At 63.8% G+C, this 20,264-nt stretch carries 13 protein-coding genes; 5 read left to right on the forward strand and 8 right to left on the reverse strand.

Annotation, left to right across the window (positions count from 1 at the left end):
• Positions 1 to 35: 35 nt before the first annotated feature.
• From QZV93_RS05900 to QZV93_RS05915, 4 genes are all read right to left on the reverse strand, one after another.
• Positions 36 to 1,268: an SH3 domain-containing protein gene (locus QZV93_RS05900; protein WP_295556773.1), complete on the reverse strand. Its 1,233-nt coding sequence runs from the start codon at positions 1,266 to 1,268 to the stop codon at positions 36 to 38.
• Between the two features lie 264 nt (positions 1,269 to 1,532).
• A complete protein-coding gene (locus QZV93_RS05905; RefSeq protein ID WP_295556774.1) occupies positions 1,533 to 2,819 on the reverse strand; it encodes a hypothetical protein in 1,287 nt (428 codons plus the stop codon).
• Positions 2,816 to 4,999, reverse strand: a complete 2,184-nt coding sequence (locus tag QZV93_RS05910; RefSeq protein WP_295556776.1) for a dynamin family protein — start codon at positions 4,997 to 4,999, stop codon at positions 2,816 to 2,818. Before QZV93_RS05910 ends, QZV93_RS05905 begins: the two co-directional genes overlap by 4 nt.
• A gap of 116 nt (positions 5,000 to 5,115) precedes the next feature.
• Positions 5,116 to 5,784 carry a hypothetical protein gene (locus QZV93_RS05915; protein ID WP_295556777.1) on the reverse strand — a complete coding sequence of 223 codons (669 nt, stop codon included), beginning with the start codon at positions 5,782 to 5,784 and terminating at the stop codon, positions 5,116 to 5,118.
• 418 nt (positions 5,785 to 6,202) lie between these two features.
• On the opposite strand from QZV93_RS05915, the gene QZV93_RS05920 reads away from it, so the two are divergent.
• Positions 6,203 to 7,582 (forward strand): ammonium transporter, encoded by a 1,380-nt coding sequence (locus QZV93_RS05920; protein WP_295556823.1) that lies wholly within the window; start codon positions 6,203 to 6,205, stop codon positions 7,580 to 7,582.
• Positions 7,583 to 7,760: 178 nt separating this feature from the next.
• The gene (locus tag QZV93_RS05925) at positions 7,761 to 9,638 is read left to right on the forward strand and encodes an alpha/beta fold hydrolase (protein WP_295556779.1); all 1,878 of its coding nucleotides are present in this window, start codon (positions 7,761 to 7,763) and stop codon (positions 9,636 to 9,638) included.
• Between the two features lie 82 nt (positions 9,639 to 9,720).
• On the opposite strand, the gene QZV93_RS05930 is transcribed toward QZV93_RS05925, so the two are convergent.
• From QZV93_RS05930 to QZV93_RS05945, 4 genes are read right to left on the reverse strand one after another with little or no spacing between them, the layout of a single operon-like run.
• Positions 9,721 to 10,899: a trypsin-like peptidase domain-containing protein gene (locus QZV93_RS05930; RefSeq protein ID WP_295556781.1), complete on the reverse strand. Its 1,179-nt coding sequence runs from the start codon at positions 10,897 to 10,899 to the stop codon at positions 9,721 to 9,723.
• A gap of 44 nt (positions 10,900 to 10,943) precedes the next feature.
• Positions 10,944 to 11,585, reverse strand: a complete 642-nt coding sequence (locus QZV93_RS05935; RefSeq protein WP_295556782.1) for a hypothetical protein — start codon at positions 11,583 to 11,585, stop codon at positions 10,944 to 10,946.
• A 19-nt stretch (positions 11,586 to 11,604) separates the two neighbouring features.
• Positions 11,605 to 14,598 (reverse strand): hypothetical protein, encoded by a 2,994-nt coding sequence (locus QZV93_RS05940; protein WP_295556784.1) that lies wholly within the window; start codon positions 14,596 to 14,598, stop codon positions 11,605 to 11,607.
• A complete protein-coding gene (locus QZV93_RS05945) occupies positions 14,595 to 15,185 on the reverse strand; it encodes a hypothetical protein (protein ID WP_295556785.1) in 591 nt (196 codons plus the stop codon). Before QZV93_RS05945 ends, QZV93_RS05940 begins: the two co-directional genes overlap by 4 nt.
• Before the next feature lie 545 nt (positions 15,186 to 15,730).
• Between QZV93_RS05945 and QZV93_RS05950 the strand changes: the two genes are divergently transcribed.
• From QZV93_RS05950 to pqqC, 3 genes are all read left to right on the forward strand, one after another.
• Entirely contained in the window at positions 15,731 to 16,063 is a 333-nt protein-coding gene (locus tag QZV93_RS05950) for a hypothetical protein (RefSeq protein WP_295556787.1), read from the forward strand.
• Between the two features lie 189 nt (positions 16,064 to 16,252).
• The gene (locus QZV93_RS05955; RefSeq protein WP_295556788.1) at positions 16,253 to 19,321 is read left to right on the forward strand and encodes a caspase family protein; all 3,069 of its coding nucleotides are present in this window, start codon (positions 16,253 to 16,255) and stop codon (positions 19,319 to 19,321) included.
• A gap of 103 nt (positions 19,322 to 19,424) precedes the next feature.
• A complete protein-coding gene (pqqC, locus tag QZV93_RS05960) occupies positions 19,425 to 20,183 on the forward strand; it encodes a pyrroloquinoline-quinone synthase PqqC (RefSeq protein ID WP_295556790.1) in 759 nt (252 codons plus the stop codon).
• The last annotated feature ends 81 nt before the right edge of the window (positions 20,184 to 20,264 follow it).

Below are 20,264 nucleotides of genomic sequence, written 5' to 3' on the forward strand. Positions count from 1 at the left end.
ATACAGGAAGAAGAATTGACAGGAGCGCGTGGGGCTCAGCGGCTGAAGTTGGAAGCCCCGCTCCACTGCTCCTCGCGTGAGCCCTCTTCGGCCAGATAGTAGCGGTTCACCCAGCCCGTGATTCCGCCATACCGGATCGGACACCAGGCCTCGCGGCACTGCCCTGTGATCTCAACCCGCCGTCCGGTCGGCGGAATGGACGCGATCGACACGTGCTCCTCGGAGGGCCCGCGCCGCACGTTGAGGACGTCGTACCCGGCCACGCCCGTGACCCGGTAAAGCGCCACCGACCGGCTCGACGACGTTGCGGCCGCGTCCCGGGCCTGAGCCTTCCCGACACGCTTTTGAGGCACGCGCCTGGCGGCACCGCCGGCATCCAGCGAGGCCTGGCGCTGAACGGCCGGCTTCTTGGTCTCGGGACCCGAAGCGACGGAATACGCAGGGGGCTTGGCTGCTGGCAGCATGGCCTTCGGTTCGTCTGACGACGCCGGAACGACGGGAGCAGCCGAAGCGGCCTCCTTTGGCTCGGTTACATGCGTCGCCGCCAGCGATGTACCGACATTGGAAAACGTTGAGGAATCCATGAGGCCGGCGCTGCCGAAACGCATCGCGGGCCGTTCGTCACCATCTGGTTCGGGTTGTTTGGTTTCGGCCGACGCAACGGCTGCGGGAGCTGCGGGCGCGGTGTCCGCTTTGGGAGCTTGTGCCGCGGCCACTGGCCCGTCCGCAACCTCGCGAGGTGGCCCCGCAAGACGCGTAGCGCGCTTCTCTTGGGTGGTCGACGCGATGGTCACCGGAGATGGCGTCTCTTGCGTCGATGGCTTGGCCTGCGGTGTCGGATCCGCCTTTGCGACAACGGTCGCCGCCGGCGTCTCCTTCGGCGCGGCAGCCGCGATCAGCGTGCCCGTCCCCTTCTCACCGTCATCGATCTTGTGCCAGTAGACGCGCGTGCCTTCCAGGCTGATCGTCAGACAACGCACGCCGGCATCGAACCAACGGAACCACTTGGTGCAGAGCTTTTCGCCGTCCACCCACCAGCGCCCGCGATCTTTCGCCGAGCCGAGCACCGGGGCCAGCACGCCAGCCTCTGCCGAGACGAGCCCGTCGCGTCCAAATCTCATGGGAACGGTGGTTCCGAGGGGCGTATCGATCTCGACGGTGGCGCCGGAGACGGTCTGCTTCAGCTCATCGTTCGCGAGCTGCACCGGATCCGCGAACGCGCCCGTTGCCGCTGACAAAAAACCAATGACGATGAACGGTCTCAGCAAAGAACCGATCCCAACGCTAGTCTACCCGCCCGGTTGAACCCCTTTCCTCCACCATGAGTGTGGCAGGAACAAGGGTCGCGCCCGACCTTCGGCACCAAAAAACCTCGGCACGACAGAAATCTAGCGTGCCCGGCCCACCTCAAGCGGAAGCTTCGGCGGGCGAGCCTAATCATTAGACTGCGAGGCGTTACCGGAAGGTTAAGGAGTCCTTAGCGCAAAGCTCGAGACATGGACGCAGCGGCGGCTTGCGTGCGAACTGTGCCGTCAAACCTGCTCCGACACCAGCGACGAGCCCATCATGCGGCCGAGCGCGTCAAATGCACCGTCCAGATCCGCAAGCGTCAGCACGATGGCGCGCGCGGCCTGATACTCGGCACGAACCGTCGGATCCGTGAACGACGAATGCCCCGAGAGCATACGCAGGAGCCCGGTAAGATCCGACGCCAGCGTTTGCACGAGGCGTGCGGCAGCCGTGGTCTGCCTCGGCCACCGGACCGGCGCCGCGAGTGCACGCGAGGCCGTGGCCGAAATGGTGTCGTCGCCACGCACGACTCCCGGCCGCAGCTTCTCCGCATAGACCGCATAGGCGGCCAGCAGTGCCTCGATCGCCTCGGGAACGGTCGTCTGCTCCTGCTGCAGCAGCTCCAGCAGGCGCCGCGTGTGCGCCTCCCATCGCAACAGCAGCTCCACCGCCTCGGGCCGCACCTCATCGACAGCGAACTGATGGAACGTCAGCCGGGCCAGGCGGCGCACGATCTTTTCGGCCTTCTGCGATCGGCGGTCCATGATGTCGGACGCCAGGCGGCTTACGGCCGCGCGAAGATCGTCGGCACCGCTCCAGCCTGGATCCGACGGAGCGTCCTGATCGCTGGCACTTTCCCCATCGACGAGCACCACGTCGCGAAATTGCCCTGCGGTCAGGCTCTTGAGCCGCTGCGTCACGAAGGAAATGTCGTCCTCGGTGTCGAGCCCGTCCTTGTGGGTCGCAACAAGAAGGGCATTGCGGCTGCACCGCGCCGGGAGAGCGGCCCATACCGCCCGTTCGCTTTCCGTCCAAGCCCGCGTTGAGACCGTGCACCAGATAACGATATCGGCGTCGTCGACGAACATGGCGGGGGAGACCGACGGCGGCGTATCGAGAACCTGAAACCCGCGCAGCCAGGCGATCGGAAGGAACACCTGCAACGCGCGGTAGGAGAGGTCTGTCAAGGCGTCGTCGTCATCGTCGCCGTCGATCCTGATCCGTGTTCCTTCATAGTTTATGCCGTAAACCGCTGCCTGCTCGGCGTGCGCGATCATCACCGGAACATGCGTATTGGACACCACGCTTGTGGGAAGCAGCCCTTGCCCGATCAGGAGATCGGCGACGGACGTCTTGCCGGAGTTGTTTTCTCCGAGAATGACGACCCGGAGCGGCTTGCGCAGCGCCTCCTCGAGGCGCCCGAGCCCGGAGATGCAGACGGCGAGCGCCGCGTCGTTGATGTTCGTGGCGACAAGGCGCTCCCGGGCTGCCTTCAATCGCTCGGCGAACTCTACCGATTCCCTACTCATGGCACTTGAACGCTTTCGGTTTTCAGAACCGTGTCGATGTACTGGGCCAGATTTTCGAGATGTTGGGTCAGAGTTTCGTTATCTTTGAGGCGCTGTGCCTGGGTCCGGAGCCGATCCTCCCGATCCTGCACCGCTTTCTTGGCCTCCGGACGCTGCGACTGGTCGTAGTCCGCCATCAGGAGCTCGAGCCGCCGCTTCAACGCGTGCTGAATGTTGCGGCAAGCGCCGAACGACCACCGAATGGTCGTCGTGCTGAAATGATGGAACTCGTTGCCGGCCAGTTGCACGAGCTCGTCGGCGATGGGAGCGAACTCCGCCAGGATCAGTGCCTCGATCTTCGCCCCTGAGACGTCTGCCGACGGCTGCCGGCTCCAGAACGCCTTCCACCACTTGCTGGTCTTGAGGTCGAGCACCAGCATACGGCTCAACGGCGCGATGGTCGGCGTGGGAATGGCCAGTGTCTCGCCATGGGGATCGACCAGATCGGGCTCTGGCACCAGCGAGTTCATGAGCTTGTGCAGTTCGGGAATGACGCGCGCATGGAACGAAGTCAGCCGATGCGCCGCCTTCTCGAACCCCGACCGGAACTCGTTCGCCAGCGCGCGCCGAAGCTCGACCCCTTCGTGTGTCCAGACCCGCGGCGGACGCCCGCGCGAGAGCGTATCGATCAGAACGTCGCGCTCCCGTTTGGCATGCGTCTCGATCGTTGCCTGCAGAACCGCGCGCAGCCGCTCCTTCTCCTCCTGGATGATCCGTGCGAGCTGTGCCTCGATGCCCGCGGCGGAGGCTTCGATGTTGGTCGCCACTCCTGCAAGCAGCTCGCGCTCCTGCGCGTAGATGGCGAGCTTCTCGTGCGTCAGCGGCTCGGCTTCGCGCTTGCCGCCCCCAGAGGCGAGCAGGATCTGCAGTTCGCTTCGCGCGCCGCTCTCGCACGCACGCGCCATCTCGGCGAACGAGCGCGTGATCTGGCGCAGGATGTAAGTCGGATGCGACATGCCCATCAGCGTATCGACGGCCTGATTGACCGCCGGTAATCCCGACATGGCGAACAGCGACTGGCGGATGCGCTCGCGGGCATCCGCCGACGCGAGCCCGGCGGCACCGAGCTCGTTGGGCTGCAGGAGACCCGCCCGCAACAGGTATCCCGACGACTTGCGCCTCAGGATGCGGGCCGCCGCCTGCTCGTCGAACGTCACCGCCTGATTGGCCCACCAGGCGCTGCCGTAGACAACGGGAATGTTGGAGCCCGGGAACTCGAGCGCGAGCTTGTCGCGCACGTAGGAGACGACCTGCGGCAGCTCGGTATCGAGATCCGCGAGGTCATCGATACGGTTGATGAGAACCACGATGCGGTCCTTGTTGAGACCGCGCATGATGCGGAGCAGCGCTACATCGTTGTCGGAGAGCGGCTGCCGGGCCGTCAGCACGACGATATAGACGTCGGCGGAGCCCAGACTGCGCCGGGTTATCTCGTCACGAATGAGGAACGGATCGTTTGTGCCCGGCGTGTCGATGATCGTGCACGGGAAATCGAACGGGCCCTGCTGGCAGTAGATGTCCGCCGATTTCGTGATGTCGGAATATTTGCCGATCGCCGGCGAGCCCGCGAAATCACCGGAGCAGACATAGTGCTCGAGCGTTCCCGGCTCGAGATTGACGAAGAAATGCGCTTGTCCGAGCAACTGCTCGAACTCGTTGCCGAGCCGTTGCTTGGCGCGCGTTCTCAACATCTCCGCATGCTGCTGCAAAAGTTCGGGCTCGAAATCGGGCACCAGCCGTTCGGTAAGCTCGCGGATCTTGCCGCTGCCTTCCGCCAGTTGATCCCATTCCATCCTTTGCAGGAACGTGAACACGGCGGCGTATCCGCCCGGCGAGGGTTGGCCGAAATGCAGGTTGGTGATCGCCGTCGTCCACGGCGTGACGCTGGTCGGCAGGAATCGCGGATTGCGCACGAGCGCGTTGATGAACGAGCTTTTTCCGGATTTGATCTGGCCGACGACGGCAATCCGGCACTCGAGCTGTCGCAGATTATGGAGAGCGTCCGCGATCAGAGGGCGCGATGACGGCTCGACGAGCCCCGCAAGCACGTCGCCGCAGCTCAAGAGCTGCTGGCGCAGGCCCTCCAACCGGGCGCCGATGCGCCCCGCATAAACATCCTCTCCGGATCGAGCAGCGCGCAACCCAAAAGCCTCCCCGGCAATCGCGGCGTTCAACGACCACAGTGCAAAATCACGAAAGACGTGGCCGAAACGTGTCCAATCGTGCCGGGCGTGTTCACCAGTGACTTATAGCAGCGCTATCTGGCACTTGGATCCGCGATGTAGCCGGCGGCCTCCTGCGTGCCGAGGGCCAGCGCGCGTTCGTACCAGGCTTTCGCTAGGGCAGGGTTAGTCTGGCTATCGGCATAACGCAACGTCCCAGTCTGAGCCGGGTCGTAGCTGCGCGCGAGCTTCAGCGCAGCGACCCCCGAGCCAAGCTCGGCCGCCTGTTGCAGAAGAATGCGTGCCGTGACGACGTCGCCGCCCTGAAGAAGCTGTTCGGCCCGCCGCACCAGCCCGTCGGCCGTGTCCGACTGTCTCTGTTGCCCTGCCCCGCCCGGTTCGGGCGCTTTGAAATCGAGTTTGCTCGGAACTGCGGACGAGGGCAGAGGTCCGCGCCCCTGCTCGACGTTGGACGCCTGCCAGGACATGATCAGATAGACTGTCGCCGTGGAAATCGCCGCGGCCATTGCGGCCGCGATGAGGACCGCAGAGCTCGAGTTCTTCTTTTCCGCGACCGGGAGCGGTATGGAAGCGCCGTCCTCCTCCTCGGAGACCGGGGCGCCGCGCAGAGCACCTACATAGCCACGCTGCTCGGCTTCTTCCTCTTGCGCGCTCTTAGCGACGCTCTTGCTTCCATCGAGACCGTCGAGACGCCGAAGCAGCCTCTTGAGCTCGTCCATCTTGGGTTCGACGCTGTGTGCCATCGCTGCCATCCATACAGGTGCTCACACGCACTTGCTTTTGCTTGCACACTAATTCGGCCACCTTGCCGGGAGACCAAATTATCCCGCGTAAGATTAACTCAATACAGCGAGACCTCGTAGGTCTCTACTGCACTTGGACCAGAATGTCGCATGGTAGTCTTTTGAGCAGGACGCCTAAAGCTGCGGCAAGCACCACCACGCGCGCCTGACGAAACCGAGGATCGTTAACAAACAAATCAACCATGTCCGCCATACCCTGAGATCCGGCACATGGCTTGCTGTGAGCCAGCTCTGTATAGGAATGCGACACGGGCCACACCGCCCGGAGTTCTCGAATTGGGAGCCACACGCCATGACGAAGCCGAGAGCCGCTGGGCTTGCCGCGTTGCTTGCGACGGCGACATGGACGGCCCCGGCAATGGCGGCCGCGGATAAGGGCGACGCCGCCTTTCTCATGATCTCGACCGTCCTTGTGCTCCTCATGACTGTACCGGGCCTGGCGCTCTTCTACTGCGGCCTCGTACGCACCAAGAATGTCCTCGCGACTTTGATGCAGGTCTATGCCACCGTGTGCCTGGTCTGCGTTTTGTGGATGCTTTACGGCTACAGCCTTGCGTTTACGGACGACCCGCGGTCGGCCCCGTTCGTCGGCGGCCTGTCCAAGGCATTCCTCTCCGGCATCACCGTGGACTCGCTCGCCGCGACATTCTCCCATGGCGTCCACGTGCCCGAGTACGCTTACGTCTGGTTCCAGATGACGTTCGCCGCCATCACGCCCGCGCTGATCGTCGGCGCGTTCGCCGAGCGCATGCGCTTCTCCGCGATGCTGCTGTTCATGGCCCTGTGGCTGACCATCGTCTATTGCCCGATCGCGCATATGGTCTGGTACTGGCCCGGCCCGGACGCCTTGAGCGATGCTGCACGCGCCGCCGCGACCGCGGTCGGTGAAGCCAAGGTTGCCGCCGACGCGCACCTGCGCGGCTTGCTGGCGAACTCCGGCCTTGCCTTCCAATGGGGCGCCATCGATTTCGCCGGCGGAACCGTCGTCCATACCAACGCCGGCATCGCCGGCCTTGCCGCCGCACTGATGCTCGGCCCGCGCTCGGGTTATGGCCGCGAGCCCATGCCTCCGCATTCGCTGACGCTCAGCATGGTTGGCGCTGCCCTCCTCTGGGTCGGCTGGTTCGGGTTCAATTGCGGCTCGAACCTCGAGGCGAACGGCGTCGCTGCGTTGGCCATGGGAAATACGTTCGGCGCGACGGCCGCCTCCGCCCTGACCTGGGTCTTCGTTGAATGGGCCATCAAGGGCAAGCCGACCACGCTCGGCCTGATCACGGGCATGGTCATCGGTCTTGTCGCCGTCACGCCGGCTGCGGGCTTCGCCGGCCCGATCGGCGCCATCGCGCTTGGCATCGCAAGCGGCATCGTCGGCTACGGCGCCTGCACATGGATGAAGAGTCGCCTCGGCTACGACGACAGCCTCGACGTTTTCGGCGTCCACTGCATCGGAGGCATCTTGGGCGCCCTGGCGACCGGAATCCTCGTCGATCCGCGCTTCGGCGGAACGGGTGTCGCCGACTACATCGCTCAACCGGGGCAGATTACCATCGGCTATGACATGGCCACCCAGATGGCCGCCCAGGTGAAGGCTGTGACACTGACCCTCGCCTGGTCCGGTGTGCTGTCGGTCGTGCTCTTCAAGTTCGTCGATCTCGTCATCGGTCTGCGCCCGCCCAAGGACAAGGAGCGCGCCGGCCTCGACATCACCGACCACGGCGAGCGCGGCTACCACTTCTAGCGGTCGCACGAGGCGCCGCTCCCTCGGCCATCCGGCAGTCCCCGCGTCATCCCGAGGTAACACTCGTGGAGACATCACCCCGTGGGCCCAAACGGAGCCTGCGCGATCATCCGTCCCGTGCTAATTTGCAGTCTTATTGCTAGCCGCCGTGTTGGGATTGTCGCGTTGTGGGGGTCTCATGTTCGATCGTGTAATTTTACCGTTCGTTTTCATCGCTCTAGCGTTCAGCGCTGCATTCTCCCAAACGCCGCCGGCCCCTGAGATCCCCCTTATCAAGCTGGGCACCATCGAGGTGTCACCCGGCACGAAATCCAATCGCACGGATCTCAGCGCCGCCAAGGGCCGCTCGAGCGCCGTTCAGTTGCGAATGGCAAGCGGAACCGTGACCCTGTCACGCATCGCCGTCCAATACTCCAACGGCCAGGTTTTCACTGATGACGCGGAGCGCAAGCTCAACCCCAAGGACCGCACCAAGCTTGTCGCCGAGCGGCCTGAAGCCCGCTTCATCGACTCCGTCGAGATAGCTTATCCGGACACCGCACTGCCGACGGCGCCTGCCGTTCTGGAAGTGTGGGCCCGCCAGACCGCCCAGGACGCGGAGGCCACCCGTGGTGCCGAGCTTCCATCGACGGGCGCCGAGCAGATGGAACAGATCGCCGTTCCCACGCTCTCGCTGCTGCTCGATCGCGACGTGATCACCCTCGCGGCCCCGAAGGCCGTCGGTGGCCGCATAAGATTTCACGCAGTGGATCACGATATCTGGATTGTGAGCGCCGTCGTCGTCTCTGTAAGCGGCCTCAGTCAGACCGTGGACGTCAACGCAAATCTGAAAAAAGGCGACCTGTCGCCCTGGATCCCGGTGTCCGAAGAAGGCATCCGCGAGATTCGACTCAACTATCGCCCGCAACCGGCGCAAGGCGGCACGGCCACCGTCGAGATCTACGGCGGCGCAACCGTCGTTTCGCGCAGCACCGATGAACCCGCAGAGCCCGAGAAGCCGTTCGTCGCCGTGCCGGTGTTCTATGGCACCGATCGGGCCCGCGGCGTCGATCTGGTCAAGGCAGGCCGAAAAATCGCCGTCTATACCAACGAGAGCCAGAAGGATATGGCCCTCGGCATGGCCGTCGTGACCGTGCCGACCCGCAAGGATCGCGAGCGCGGCGCCATCACCCGGCCCGGATGGAACCTGCTCTTCACAACTATCGCCTTCCGCGACGAGGACATGGCGCTCGACTTCACGATCGATAGCGTCGAGGAGCTCTCGGAGGACGCGTTCGTGGCCAAGGCCAAGGAACGCATCGCCAGCGCCAAGGATTTCAAGGATCAGGCGTTTGTTTTCATCCACGGCTACAACGTCGTCTTCGACGATGCCCTGTTCCGCACCGCCCAAATCTCCTACGACACCGGCTTCGACGGCGGCGCGTTTCTCTATTCATGGCCGTCGAGCGGCAAGTTCCTCGGCTACGCGCACGATTTGAAGCGGGTCGACGTGGCGCGCGAGCACCTCATCGAGTTTCTCGACATCGTCCGCAAAAAGACTGGCGCAACCAAAGTGCACCTGATGGCCCACAGCATGGGCGGAGAGCTGCTGACCGACACGCTGCGCGAGATTGCTGCAACGGGGCAGGCGGGCACAACGACTCCGCCCTTCGGCGAGATCATCCTCGCATCCCCCGATGTCACCCGCGACAGCTTCGAAAATCGGGCCAAGCGCATCGCGCACCTCGGCACCGGGATCACGCTCTACGCCTCGGAGAAGGATCTGGCCTTGCGCGTGTCTAACCAGGTCGCTCTCGGTGAGATGCCGGCCGGCTTCATTCCGAGAGCCGGCGTGCCGATCATTGTACCCGGCATCGACTCCATCGACGCTTCCGCCGTGAGCACCGACGTCTTCTCGCTCAATCATTCGGAGTTTGCCGATCGATCGCAGCTTCTCGACGACATCGCCCGCATCTTCAAGACCGGGACCCACCCGCCGAAGCTGCGTTACGAGCCGTTTGAGGAGATCGCCGGGCGGGCTGGCAAGTACTGGAAATATCCGAAGCTCGCGCCGTGACGGCGCTCGTGACGGCTCGGCGAAACACGTCTGCGTCCTGCGTCCGGATCGTCCCTTGGGTGGTGCTTGCCGTCGAGCGGTCCTAAGGCAGATACGGCTCGATGACCGCCGACTTGGTCACGCCCTCCGAGCAGCGCTGACCGTTGCACATGCCGTTTGCCAGATAGACTTGCGGACGCACGCAATCGTTCTTGGTATCGGGCAGAAAATCGTTCTGGCCGTTGACGAGAATGCCGGCCACCACGTCCGGCGCGTCATAGAACAGCACCGGCGAGCCAGAGTTGCCGTGGAAAGCATTGAGCTGGGCACGGAACTGCGTCGCGTTTCCGTCTTCCATGGCCACGCTCATGCCGTTGAAGCTCAGCTTCTTGGGCAGCCCCGACGGATGTCCGACCAGGGCGAGACGCGAACCTTCCTTGACGGAAAGACCAGCCGCACCTGCAAGACGCAAGGGCACGGCGATGTTGCTCGGCACGGGCCGATCGAGCTGAAGCAGCGCGAAATCTGCCGAAGGCGGGTTCTGGCCGGGCTTCGAAAGCCCGCGCACGTGCACGACATCGAACACCTCTTCAGCGGAAACCGTGCTCCGGAACGCGCCGTCCCGCCGCTCGAACCCGAACACCACCGAAAAGGTGTTGCGCGACGCATCCTGCTCGTCGACGTCGTCGAAATCCACGCAATGGCCTGCCGTCGCGACGATGTCCGGGCCAACCAGGAAGGCCGTGCAGAACCCGCCCGTTTGTTGCTCGCGGAAACGCTCTCCCTCGCAGAGAAGCACCTCGCCCAGCGGGAACTGTTTGATTTTGTACGGCTCGAGAAGGATCTCCCTCTCGGACGCCTTCGATTTGACGTTACGCTTCTTGGAGAGAATCGCCGTGGCCGCGACGGCGCGCCGGACCGCGTCGAGCTTCACGTCGCCCGGAATCGCATCGATCTGGTCGGCTTCGAGCCTGTCGTCCTCGACGTAGATGGACCGCGGGTTCTCCGATGACGAGCCGTAGCTCTCCTCCACGCGCTCCTTGACGTCCTCGTCATGAGCCGCGCTCTTGTCGTCATCGAGCCCGCGCTCCACGAACGGACCGGATGATTTGGCCTTGCAATGCTCGACCACCGCGCTTGTGCTTTTGAAGCGTTCGAGCCCGAACTGTTGAACCAGTTGGCACGCATCGGAGCCGCCGAGCGCAGCCGTCGCCGAAAGCGCGAACGCCACCATCGAGATAGCAGCCAGCGCCTCGGATCGATCCAGTTTATGCCGTCGCATGTTTCGCATTCCGATAGCCTTCGCATTCACCGCCGGCCATCGGCTCAGGGTGCACAATCAGCAGCCTCCTGGGGCGTGGAAACCGTCGGTCGAAGCTGGATCGACAGGATGCTCTTGCCGGTCACGGCTCCACTCGCGTCGATCTCCTGGTAGCGGTTCGTGATCGGCCGATAGAGCCCGCGCGCGCGAAATTTCACCGCGCTGCCCGTTTCATCGAAGACGCACGCCACATCATTGATGATGTGCTCCGTACGCGAGCCGGGAAACACCGAAAGATCGATGCGATTGCCGGCGGCGCCTTGCGTGATGAGATAGTACTGCAGGCCCGGCCCCATTGTGAGCTGGCCGGTCTTCCCCGGACCGCACTGTACATCCGTTCGGATCGTGAGGTCCGGATTGTCTTCTTCGGCCGCGCGCGTCAGGGCATTCTCTGTCTTGCCGTCCATGACCGCGGAAAGGTCGAGGCAGATCAGCGGCGTTGTCGCGAGCTTCTCCACCTGGGCGGCCGTCGCAGCGCTTGGCGCAGTCGCCGCCGCCGAGAGATCGAGTTCGATCGCGATCTTATCTGCCGCAGCTATTGCAGGGAGCGGCACCGACAGCCCGACCCCCACCACCGCTGCGCAGACCGTGCCGCTCGCGATCCGCCCCCACCGTCTTGCAACGCATCCAATCGGTTGTGCACGCATGGTCGTACGTCCTTTTTTCTCAGAGGCGCTTCGAGGGCGCGGATTCGACAATTGCAGGCGCAAGTGGCGCGATCTTCCCGATTGTCACGGAGCGGGGCATCCGCGGCAACGTCCACCACGTCCCCGGCGCTGAGTCGCTCGACTTGATTTGCCGGCCCGCTCCCGCGACAGCCGGCACGAGCGGCGGAGCCCTGAGCACGAGCTTTTCCGTGTCCTCGCCCGATTTGACCGCAGAGCCTCCTACCGGCAAAGGCGGAAGCGCGCTGAGGCTGTCCGACCCATAGTGCGAGAACAGCCCCTCCTCGTCCCCATCGAACGCCTTGTCGTCCGCGACCGACTTGTCACCCGGAGCCTTGCACCACGCATGCGGCTTGTGATCCGGCGGCCAGCGGGTGATGAAATCGACCAGCGGATCGATAGCCCCCAGCACACCGAGCACGGTCAGAACGGACTTGTTCGATGCCGCCACCGGCAGATCTGTTGACTTCACCTCGTCGAATGCCGAGCGCGTTGCGACGGCGGCGGGCACCTGTGCGCCCCCGGCAAGCACCTCCAGCGCTGCTCTGAGCGCGACGATTTCCTTACTCAGATCGCGCGCGCGGCTCTCCACGTCTCCGACGTTCTCCTCGAGGCGGCGCGCGTCGGCAGCAAGCTTGGCGATGGCCGCACGGTCGGGACCGGGCACGGGCGCGGGAACAGGAGCGGGCGGAGGCACAGGAGGCGGCTGCTCGGCCACGGGCGCGGGAGCGGGCTTCGGTGGCGGAGGCGGCGTGGTATCGGCGACGGGAGCTGGCGGCTCGCTCGGCGGCGGCATGGGCGGCGATCCGGTTCCGGCAACCGGCGGCGGCTCGGCCGGGGGCTGCTCGCTCGGCTGCGGCAGCTGCATCGCATCGGTCCCGTATTTGCGGTCGAACTCGGCGCGCGAGATGAACTTCAGGAGCTTGGCGATCTGCTTTCCATGCTCGGCCACGCGATCGGAATGGCGGCGCTGCGAGATCAGCACGTCACGCGCCGCCAGCCAATCGAAGTCGGAGAGGAATGGGATGTTCTTGAGCCCCAGCCAGCACCCCTTGCAGTAGGAGTTGCGCGGCGCGCGGTACCAGCCCTCGTAGAGACCCAGCACGGCATTGCGCGCCGAGACGTCGAGCCTCAACGCCTCGTCCGGATTGGCGACGATATCGACCGGCAATCCCAGGTTTCTCCCAATACGCAGGAAGTTGTCCTTGAGCGTGAGCTGTGTTTGCCCGCGCCCGTAGTAGGACTGGTGAGTCTTCCTGTCCCGGAGATGATAAGCCGACGCCTTTCCCTTGTCGTAGAGACGCTTCACGCACGCGATCGAACCGGCGTCGCTCGTGCATTTGCATTCGCGGATCGGATAGATGAGATGGAAGGACTCGTGATAGACGGTCGCGAGAATATAGGCGAGGCGCAGCGGATTTTTCAGCGCATCGACCGTATCCCACACATTGAGCAAACTGTTCAGTGCCGCGACCTGATACGCGTTGAGCTCTTTGCCCTGCAGCTTCTTGTAAAGCAGGCCATAGCCGGCCATGAACGCAGCCCGGTCCACGCACTCCAAACGCTTGCATTGCGACGCCGCAATGAGCGTGAGCGCCGTGCTTTGCAGGCTCGCTGCGCCGGACGCGATATCGGAGGAAGTCTCGGGCTCCGCCGGATTGGACGATACGGTCGCATCGGGCGGCGGGACATCAGGTGCCGGAATCTGTCCTTGTCCCTGTGCTTGCTCGGGTGCCTCCGCGCCGCCGCCAGCATCGCCGGAGAACTGGAACACGAGCGTATCGTTGTACTGCCGGGCGACCTTGCAGGAATCGTCCGGAATGAGCCGCACGCCGCGCAGCACCACGGTCTTGCCTTCGTTCTGGACAGGCCCCTTGACCTCATAGGGCGTCGGCTCGCAGCCGCTCTTGAAAACCTTGGCCTTGCCTTCGTAGCTGTCACCGACTTTGCGTCCGGAGAAGAGCACCGTTCCCGGTTGCACCAGCGAACCGAGACTGGAGCGCGGTTTGAGGTAGACGAATTCCCGTTCATCCCCCTTGGAAACGAGCCCCATCTCGGAGCCGTTGTGCATCCACCGGCTCGCGATCGCCGGCTCCGTCGTCCCGGACCCGGAGGTAGGTGGCGGCTGCTTGGGCTCCGGCTTGGGACCCTCCGCGACCTCGTCCGTTGCCGGCTGCGGAGGCTGCGAATCCGTCGGCACGCTCTCGACGGGATCGACACCGCCGTCGCAACGGCGTCCTCCCCCCACCATGACCGCCTTCTTGCCGCGATCGCGCTCGTAGGCAAGCACCATGTCACAATAGAGCGGAACGGGGACGGTGCCCTTCCCCGCCAGCGTAATCCTGTGCTCGAGATGCAGGTGATAAGTTGTGCTGACTTTCCCGAAGTCGTTGTCCATGTAGCCGATCAGCTGTCCGGCCTTGACCGCGAGGGGAAGATCGCTTTTCCGGAACGCCAGACCGTTCATGTTGAGATGCAGGTAGCTGAATACGCCGCGGTCGGTCCGCAGCTTCACCGTGTAGCCGCTGGCGTCGAAGATATCCCCGTCGTAGACGGCGACGACGGGCACCAGGTTTGTCTTGCCCCGTTTCATGGCCGCGCACGTCTCGGCGCTGCCGCCACGAATATCGAGCCCTTGATGGATCGCATTGCTCTTGCAGAGCGAGGCCCGGTTCTTGCCGCTCCGTTTCTCGCAGTAGGTATCCCACCACGTCTCGTCGTAGTTGCCCCCGCTGCACTCACTGCCGGCATAAAACATACCGCCGGGATTGCGCAGTTGGGAGTTGAGCGTGGTCGTCGGCGCATCGATCGGGAATCGCGCTCCCGGAGCATACAGGGTGTAATCCTGGACACCCTCGCCGTAGCCGTCTTTCAGCACGCCGGGGGGATTGACGCGGAATGTGCCGCCGGACTGCGCCAGCGCTGCCGAAGCGAGGCCGAGCAATGCACCCGTCAGCACAAGAACGAGACTCGCAAAGGTACGGCAGATCCTCATTTTTTTATCAGCCCCGTACCGTTATCGATGCACCGTCCGTCCGCACCGCAAAGCGCGAGCTGCCGCACCACCTTGACCGCTTCCTCCTCCGAGATGCATCCCGGAACGGCGTCGGGACATTCGAACTCCGCGGTATAATCGGCGCCTGCGTAGCCGAAGTTTATTTGTCCACCCGCGTAGGTCGCCGTGAAGCCGGTATCGTAGTCGGGAGTCGCCGTCGTTTGCGCCTTTCGCGACGCCACGTCGCCATCGGTCGTGAAGGCCTGTCGCGTACCGTGGATCGTCAGGCGATAGTCCTTGAACTGGCGGATGACGAAATACTCGTTCGCGAAAACCATGATGCGGCTTTCGCTCTCTTCCTCGCCGCTTTGTTTGAGAACGCCGCCCTTCTTTTCCGAACCACCGGCAAGGTCGGACACAACCTCGGTTGGCAGGAACAGCGGCACCGGCGTCGCATCCAAGGTCGACTTCGAGCGCTCGTTGAACGACCAGATCTGTGTCGTACCCTTGTCGCGCTGCACCGCATCGAGATCGGCAGCGACACGGCTCTGATCGATGACGGAGGGCGCGAGCTGGGACGCCGTCACGCTCTCCTGCGCGAAGGCCAACCGCGAAAAGAGGAGAGGGAAAGACAGAGAGAGGCTCGCAACCGAAAGCGAGCAGCACAAAAGGCGTCGCAGCACGGCCAAGCGCAACCCCCAATTCGGTCGCTCGGCTATGGCACGCAAACCGCCGACGCTAAACCCGCGCTCCGGCACGAGCGCCCCCCGAAAACTGACTGATTACACATAGATCGAGTATCGAAAAAACGTATACTCCCTGCACGGACCGGTCAACGCGAAAGCATGAGCAAAAGTCCGACCCGTGGCCTTCCGGTCACTCCGCACGCGGCTTGCTACTCGGCCGGCCGCAAGTTGAGCATGATCATTCCGAATTTCGCGGAACTGTGCACTTTCACCGATGCCGCCTCAAGACGGTTACACGGCGCGCGTATGTCGACGACCGAAGGAAGCAAGCGCCCTTGACAACGTTTCCATGCGGCAGGATTGATGGAGCTGATCGAATTTGTTCGAGCCTCCTTTCTTTGTTTCATCGACGTTTTGTTCTGCCTCGTTATCCGGGAGCATTATGCATGTTCAAGCAATACGCGATTGCGCTTTGTGCGTTCGCAATTCTCTCCAGCGCAGGTTCCTATGGTGCCTTCGCCTACACGGAGGAGGAGATCGGCAAGGCAAAGCAGTTCATCGAAGAAAAGTTCACGCCCGAGAAAAAGGCGTTGCTGGATGAACTGGCCAAGAAGGCAGGCAAGAGTCCCGAGGAGCTGTTCCTCGACATCTCCAAGATCGGCGGCGGGAACTTCCTTGGCGAGAACCCTGACGACCCCGGTGACTCGGACGACGAGCCGCCGCCCAGCGGCACCAAGAAGGATAGCGATAGCTCGGGCGGAAGCGGAGAAAAGAAGTAGGAACCGGACGCGGGCGACCCTGGTTGGGTATCCCGCGCTCTCGGAGCACGAGCCACGAAGCGTTGGCGGATGAAGGTCGGCGCCGAATTCTCAGGTGTATGCGTCATCGGTGACCGAATGGTCGTAGCTCAGAACAGATACCGGTTAGGCTGGTCCACAGTTTGCGCGGTGGCGTGCGCCGTCGTGCTCATGCTGTGTTCAATCTCGCCGGCGACCGCTGGCGGGGGCGACTCGCCGCCGGCCGCGCCGGCAGCCGACGCCAAGCCTGTGCCGGACACCGACCCGGGCGGGCACCGCGCCTTGATCTGGGCACATGCCTTCACGCCCACCGGCCAATCGATTGTCTCGGTCTCCTCCGACAGGACGATGCGGATCTGGTCCACGGAGACAGGAGAGCAGCGCGTCGTCCGCGGCATGCGCGGAGAGGGCAACGTCGGCAAGCTGTTCGCGCTGGCAGTGTCTCCCGATGGCGCGCTCGCCGCTGTCGGTGGCGCTCTGGGGCCGACCGTCGCCGACCGTGGAGATATCAGGCTGATCGATCTCACCAGCGGCGACCAGATCGGCCGTCTCACGGGCCACACGGGCTGGGTGAGGAGCCTGACCATGTCCAAGGACGGTCAATGGCTGGCGTCGGGCGACGACAAGGGGGCCGTGAAGATCTGGAGTATGACCACGCGCCGCGAGGTCGCCCACATCGACAACGCCATCGAAGGGACGAGCAAAGCCATCTGGCGGCTGGCGTTCCCTGATCCGGATCATCTCGTCGCCACCGCCTATGACGGACTACGCGTGTTCAAGCGCGCCCCGCTCACCCTCGAACGCTTCGTGAAGTCGGAGAAGCCAGAGACGGCGCTCGCCGTATCGGGTGACGGAACACGTATTGCAACGGCGGGCGACGATGGCATCGTTCGCATACGCGCGTGGCCGGCCGTCGACGAGCTACAATGGACGATCCCGACCTGGCGCAGGGTGGCCGATCTTGCATTCGGCGCGGGACCCAGCGCCACCCGCTTGGCCGTCGCCTCCGGCAAAGAGCCCTATGTCGTCACGGTCTGGGACGTCGCGAGCAAGACCCAGACGGCAGCCTACGAAGGCCATGACAACGTCGTGCAGGGCGTCGCCGTCTCGCCGGACGGGACGCAAATCGCCTCCGTCGGCGGCAACGCCAATGCCATTCATCTCTGGTCGCTGACCGAAGCCGAGCAGAAGAAGGCACCGATCAAGGCCTCGCGGTTGCTGCAGGGCGGCGGACGCACGGTCTGGAGCGTCGGCTTCCTGCAAACGCCGGACAACGCCAAGGCAGCCGGCACCTATCTCGCCTGGGGATACAGCGACCCTTGCGTCGGCACTCAAGCCTGCCCCGATGTCATGGGACCCTTGAGCCACGCCATCCGCCTGCCGGACGAACGGCTGCCGACCCTCGGCGACCCGTTCCCGCTCAAGCAGGCCCCATGGCTGGACGAGAAGGGAACAGGCATCACGCCCATCGAGACACGCGCGCTCCTGCGCACCCCGACCGGCTCTCTGCGCAGCGAGAAGCAGGCGACCACCAGGGACAACCTGTCTCGCTTGCTCGTCGAGCGTAACGGCGAGTCGACCGAGATCTCGAAGCGCAGCAACAAGAACGGCACCGAGTACTACAGCTTCTCCTTCGATCCGTCGGGGTCCTGGATCGTCTCCGGCGGCCGCAATAACATGCTCGAAACGCTGACGCTCGACGGCAAACAGATAAAGAAGCTCGACGGCCATGACGGCGACGTTCCCGCCGTTGCCGTCTCTCCCGACGGCCGCTTCATCGCCTCCGGCAGCATCGACCAGACGGTCCGCCTCTGGAACAGCAAGACCGGCGAGTTGATCGTCTCTCTTCTTCACCTGCCGGACGACGACCGCTGGATCATGTGGACCCCGCAGGGTTATTTCGGCGCCGCACCGGCCGGCGAGAATCTGATCGGCTGGCATATCGACCGCGGACCGGACAAGAGCGCCGACTTCGTCACCGCCGGCGAAGTGCGGACCTTCTTTCACAATCGCGAGCTGGTGGCGCGCGCAATCGTGCTCGCCAGTTCGGAGGCCGCTGTCTCCGAGTTCCGCGCCGCCGGAAGCCTCCCCGACTTCTCACTGGAGGACCTCCGAAGTCGCAGCCCTCCAGACCTTCGCGTAAGGGAACCTCGAAGCCCTTTCGACCCAAACGCGCCCGTGCGGACGAAAAACGGGCGCGTGAATGTTGTCCTAGATCTGCTGGACAACACCGCGGACATCGAGAGGTTCGAGGTCTGGGTGAACGGAAATCAGGTCGTCGACATACCGACAGCGGATGCAACCGACGCAGCACGTCGGCGTGCGACGCTCGAGGTTCCTCTGTTCGCCGGCTACAACAACGTCATCATTATTCCGATCACCAAGACTCGCCCTCAGCGCGATTGGCGCGTCCCCGTGATCCTCGATGCCAGCACCGGCCCTCTCGACTTCCGCGAAAAGGCTTACATCGTGGCGATCGGTGTGAACGGGTACAAGCCGCCGACCCGCGCTCTCCAGTTTGCACGAGACGATGCCACAGAGTTTGCGCTCGCCATGGAAGGCCTGCTCAGAAACAATCACAAGAGCGTCCACCCCATCGTGCTCGTGGACAATCCTCGCCTCGACAAGCTCGATGTCAGACGCTTCGATGTCCGCGAACCGACGCACGACAACATCGTCAAGGCGCTTGGCGCTTTCAGTCAAGCTGGGCCAAATGACACGATTGTCTTGTTCCTCGCCGGCCACGGCACCAATCGCACCGCTCACGCTCCCGGATTCGTCTTTCTTCCTCTCGACGCCAACAAGGACGCCAACGGCTATACGGAGGCGAGCACCGTGCCGTGGAGCACGTTCCAGAGCGCTCTCGACGCCGGCAATGGGCGAAAAATCGTGTTTTTGGACGCGTGTCGTTCTTCCCACGTATTCGATTACGGCGTCACGAACTACATGGTCTCGAGGAACCTCGCGGTCTATTCATCGACCGGCCCCCAGCAGGACGCACGCGAATCTCCGCCTCACGGCTATTTCACAGAAGCGGTCTTGCTCGGCCTGTCGGGCAAGGCAAACCGTCGAAATCCCGCTGTGCTCCAGTTCGAGGAGCTCGGGCGGTTTGTGGCCGATCAGGTAATAGAACGAACCGGCAATCAACAGACGCCTCGGCACTTCATGCCGCCCGCCATGCCGGAATTCGCGGTCGTCCGCTACTGCACCCCCGCCTTGCCCTGCGCTACCTCCCAATGAAGAAACGCGGTCACCATGATGTGATGCCCACGCGTTGACGGCAATCAAACGCGGCCCCACGCACCACTCGCAGGGTGTGCTCCTCATATCCGGAGACACACCCATGACCGAGCTTGCACCGCTGAAATTCGCCACCGAGCCGCCGTTGAGCGAAGCCGACTTCGAAGCGGCGATCCGTGCCGTCGGAGCCGAGCGCTATCACGACAAGCACCCCTTTCATAAGCTCTTGCACGGCGGCAAGCTGACCAAGGGACAGGTCCAGGCCTGGGCGCTCAATCGCTACTGCTATCAGGCCGGAGTGCCACGCAAGGACGCCGCACTGATGAGCCGCGTCCACGACCGCGAGCTGCGCCGCGAATGGATCCATCGTATTCATGACCACGATGGCCTCGGCGAGGAGCCCGGCGGCATCGAGCGCTGGCTGGTGTTGACAGACGGCCTCGGGCTCGATCGCGACGACGTGACGAGCATGGCCCGCGCCCTGCCCGCGACCCGTTTCGCCGTCGAGGCTTACGTCCGCTTCGTGGTCGAGCAGCCCCTCGTCGTGGCCGTCGCCTCGTCGCTGACCGAGCTGTTTGCCCCGTCCATCCATCGTGAGCGCATCGCCGGCATGCTCGAAAACTACGACTTTATCGATGATACCGTGTTGGCATACTTCAAGCGGCGTCTGACGCAAGCGCCGCGCGACGCCGACTTCGCCCTGGAATTTGTCAAGAAGAATGCGCGCACCCGCGCCGAGCAGGAAGCCTGCGTAGCCGCCGTCCGTTTCAAGTGCAATACGCTCTGGGCGCAACTCGACGCGCTGCACCACGCCTACGTCACGCCCGGCCTCGTGCCGCACGGCGCTTTCGTTCCGGCTTGACGGGAGCAGTGTACAAAAAAGAGAGACCGGCCCCACCCGCCATAGCCGCCCTTCGGCGAGGGCAGCACGTTTGCGGGCTTG

The sequence above is a fragment of the uncultured Hyphomicrobium sp. genome (genome assembly GCF_902826555.1).
Taxonomy (GTDB): domain Bacteria; phylum Pseudomonadota; class Alphaproteobacteria; order Rhizobiales; family Hyphomicrobiaceae; genus Hyphomicrobium_C.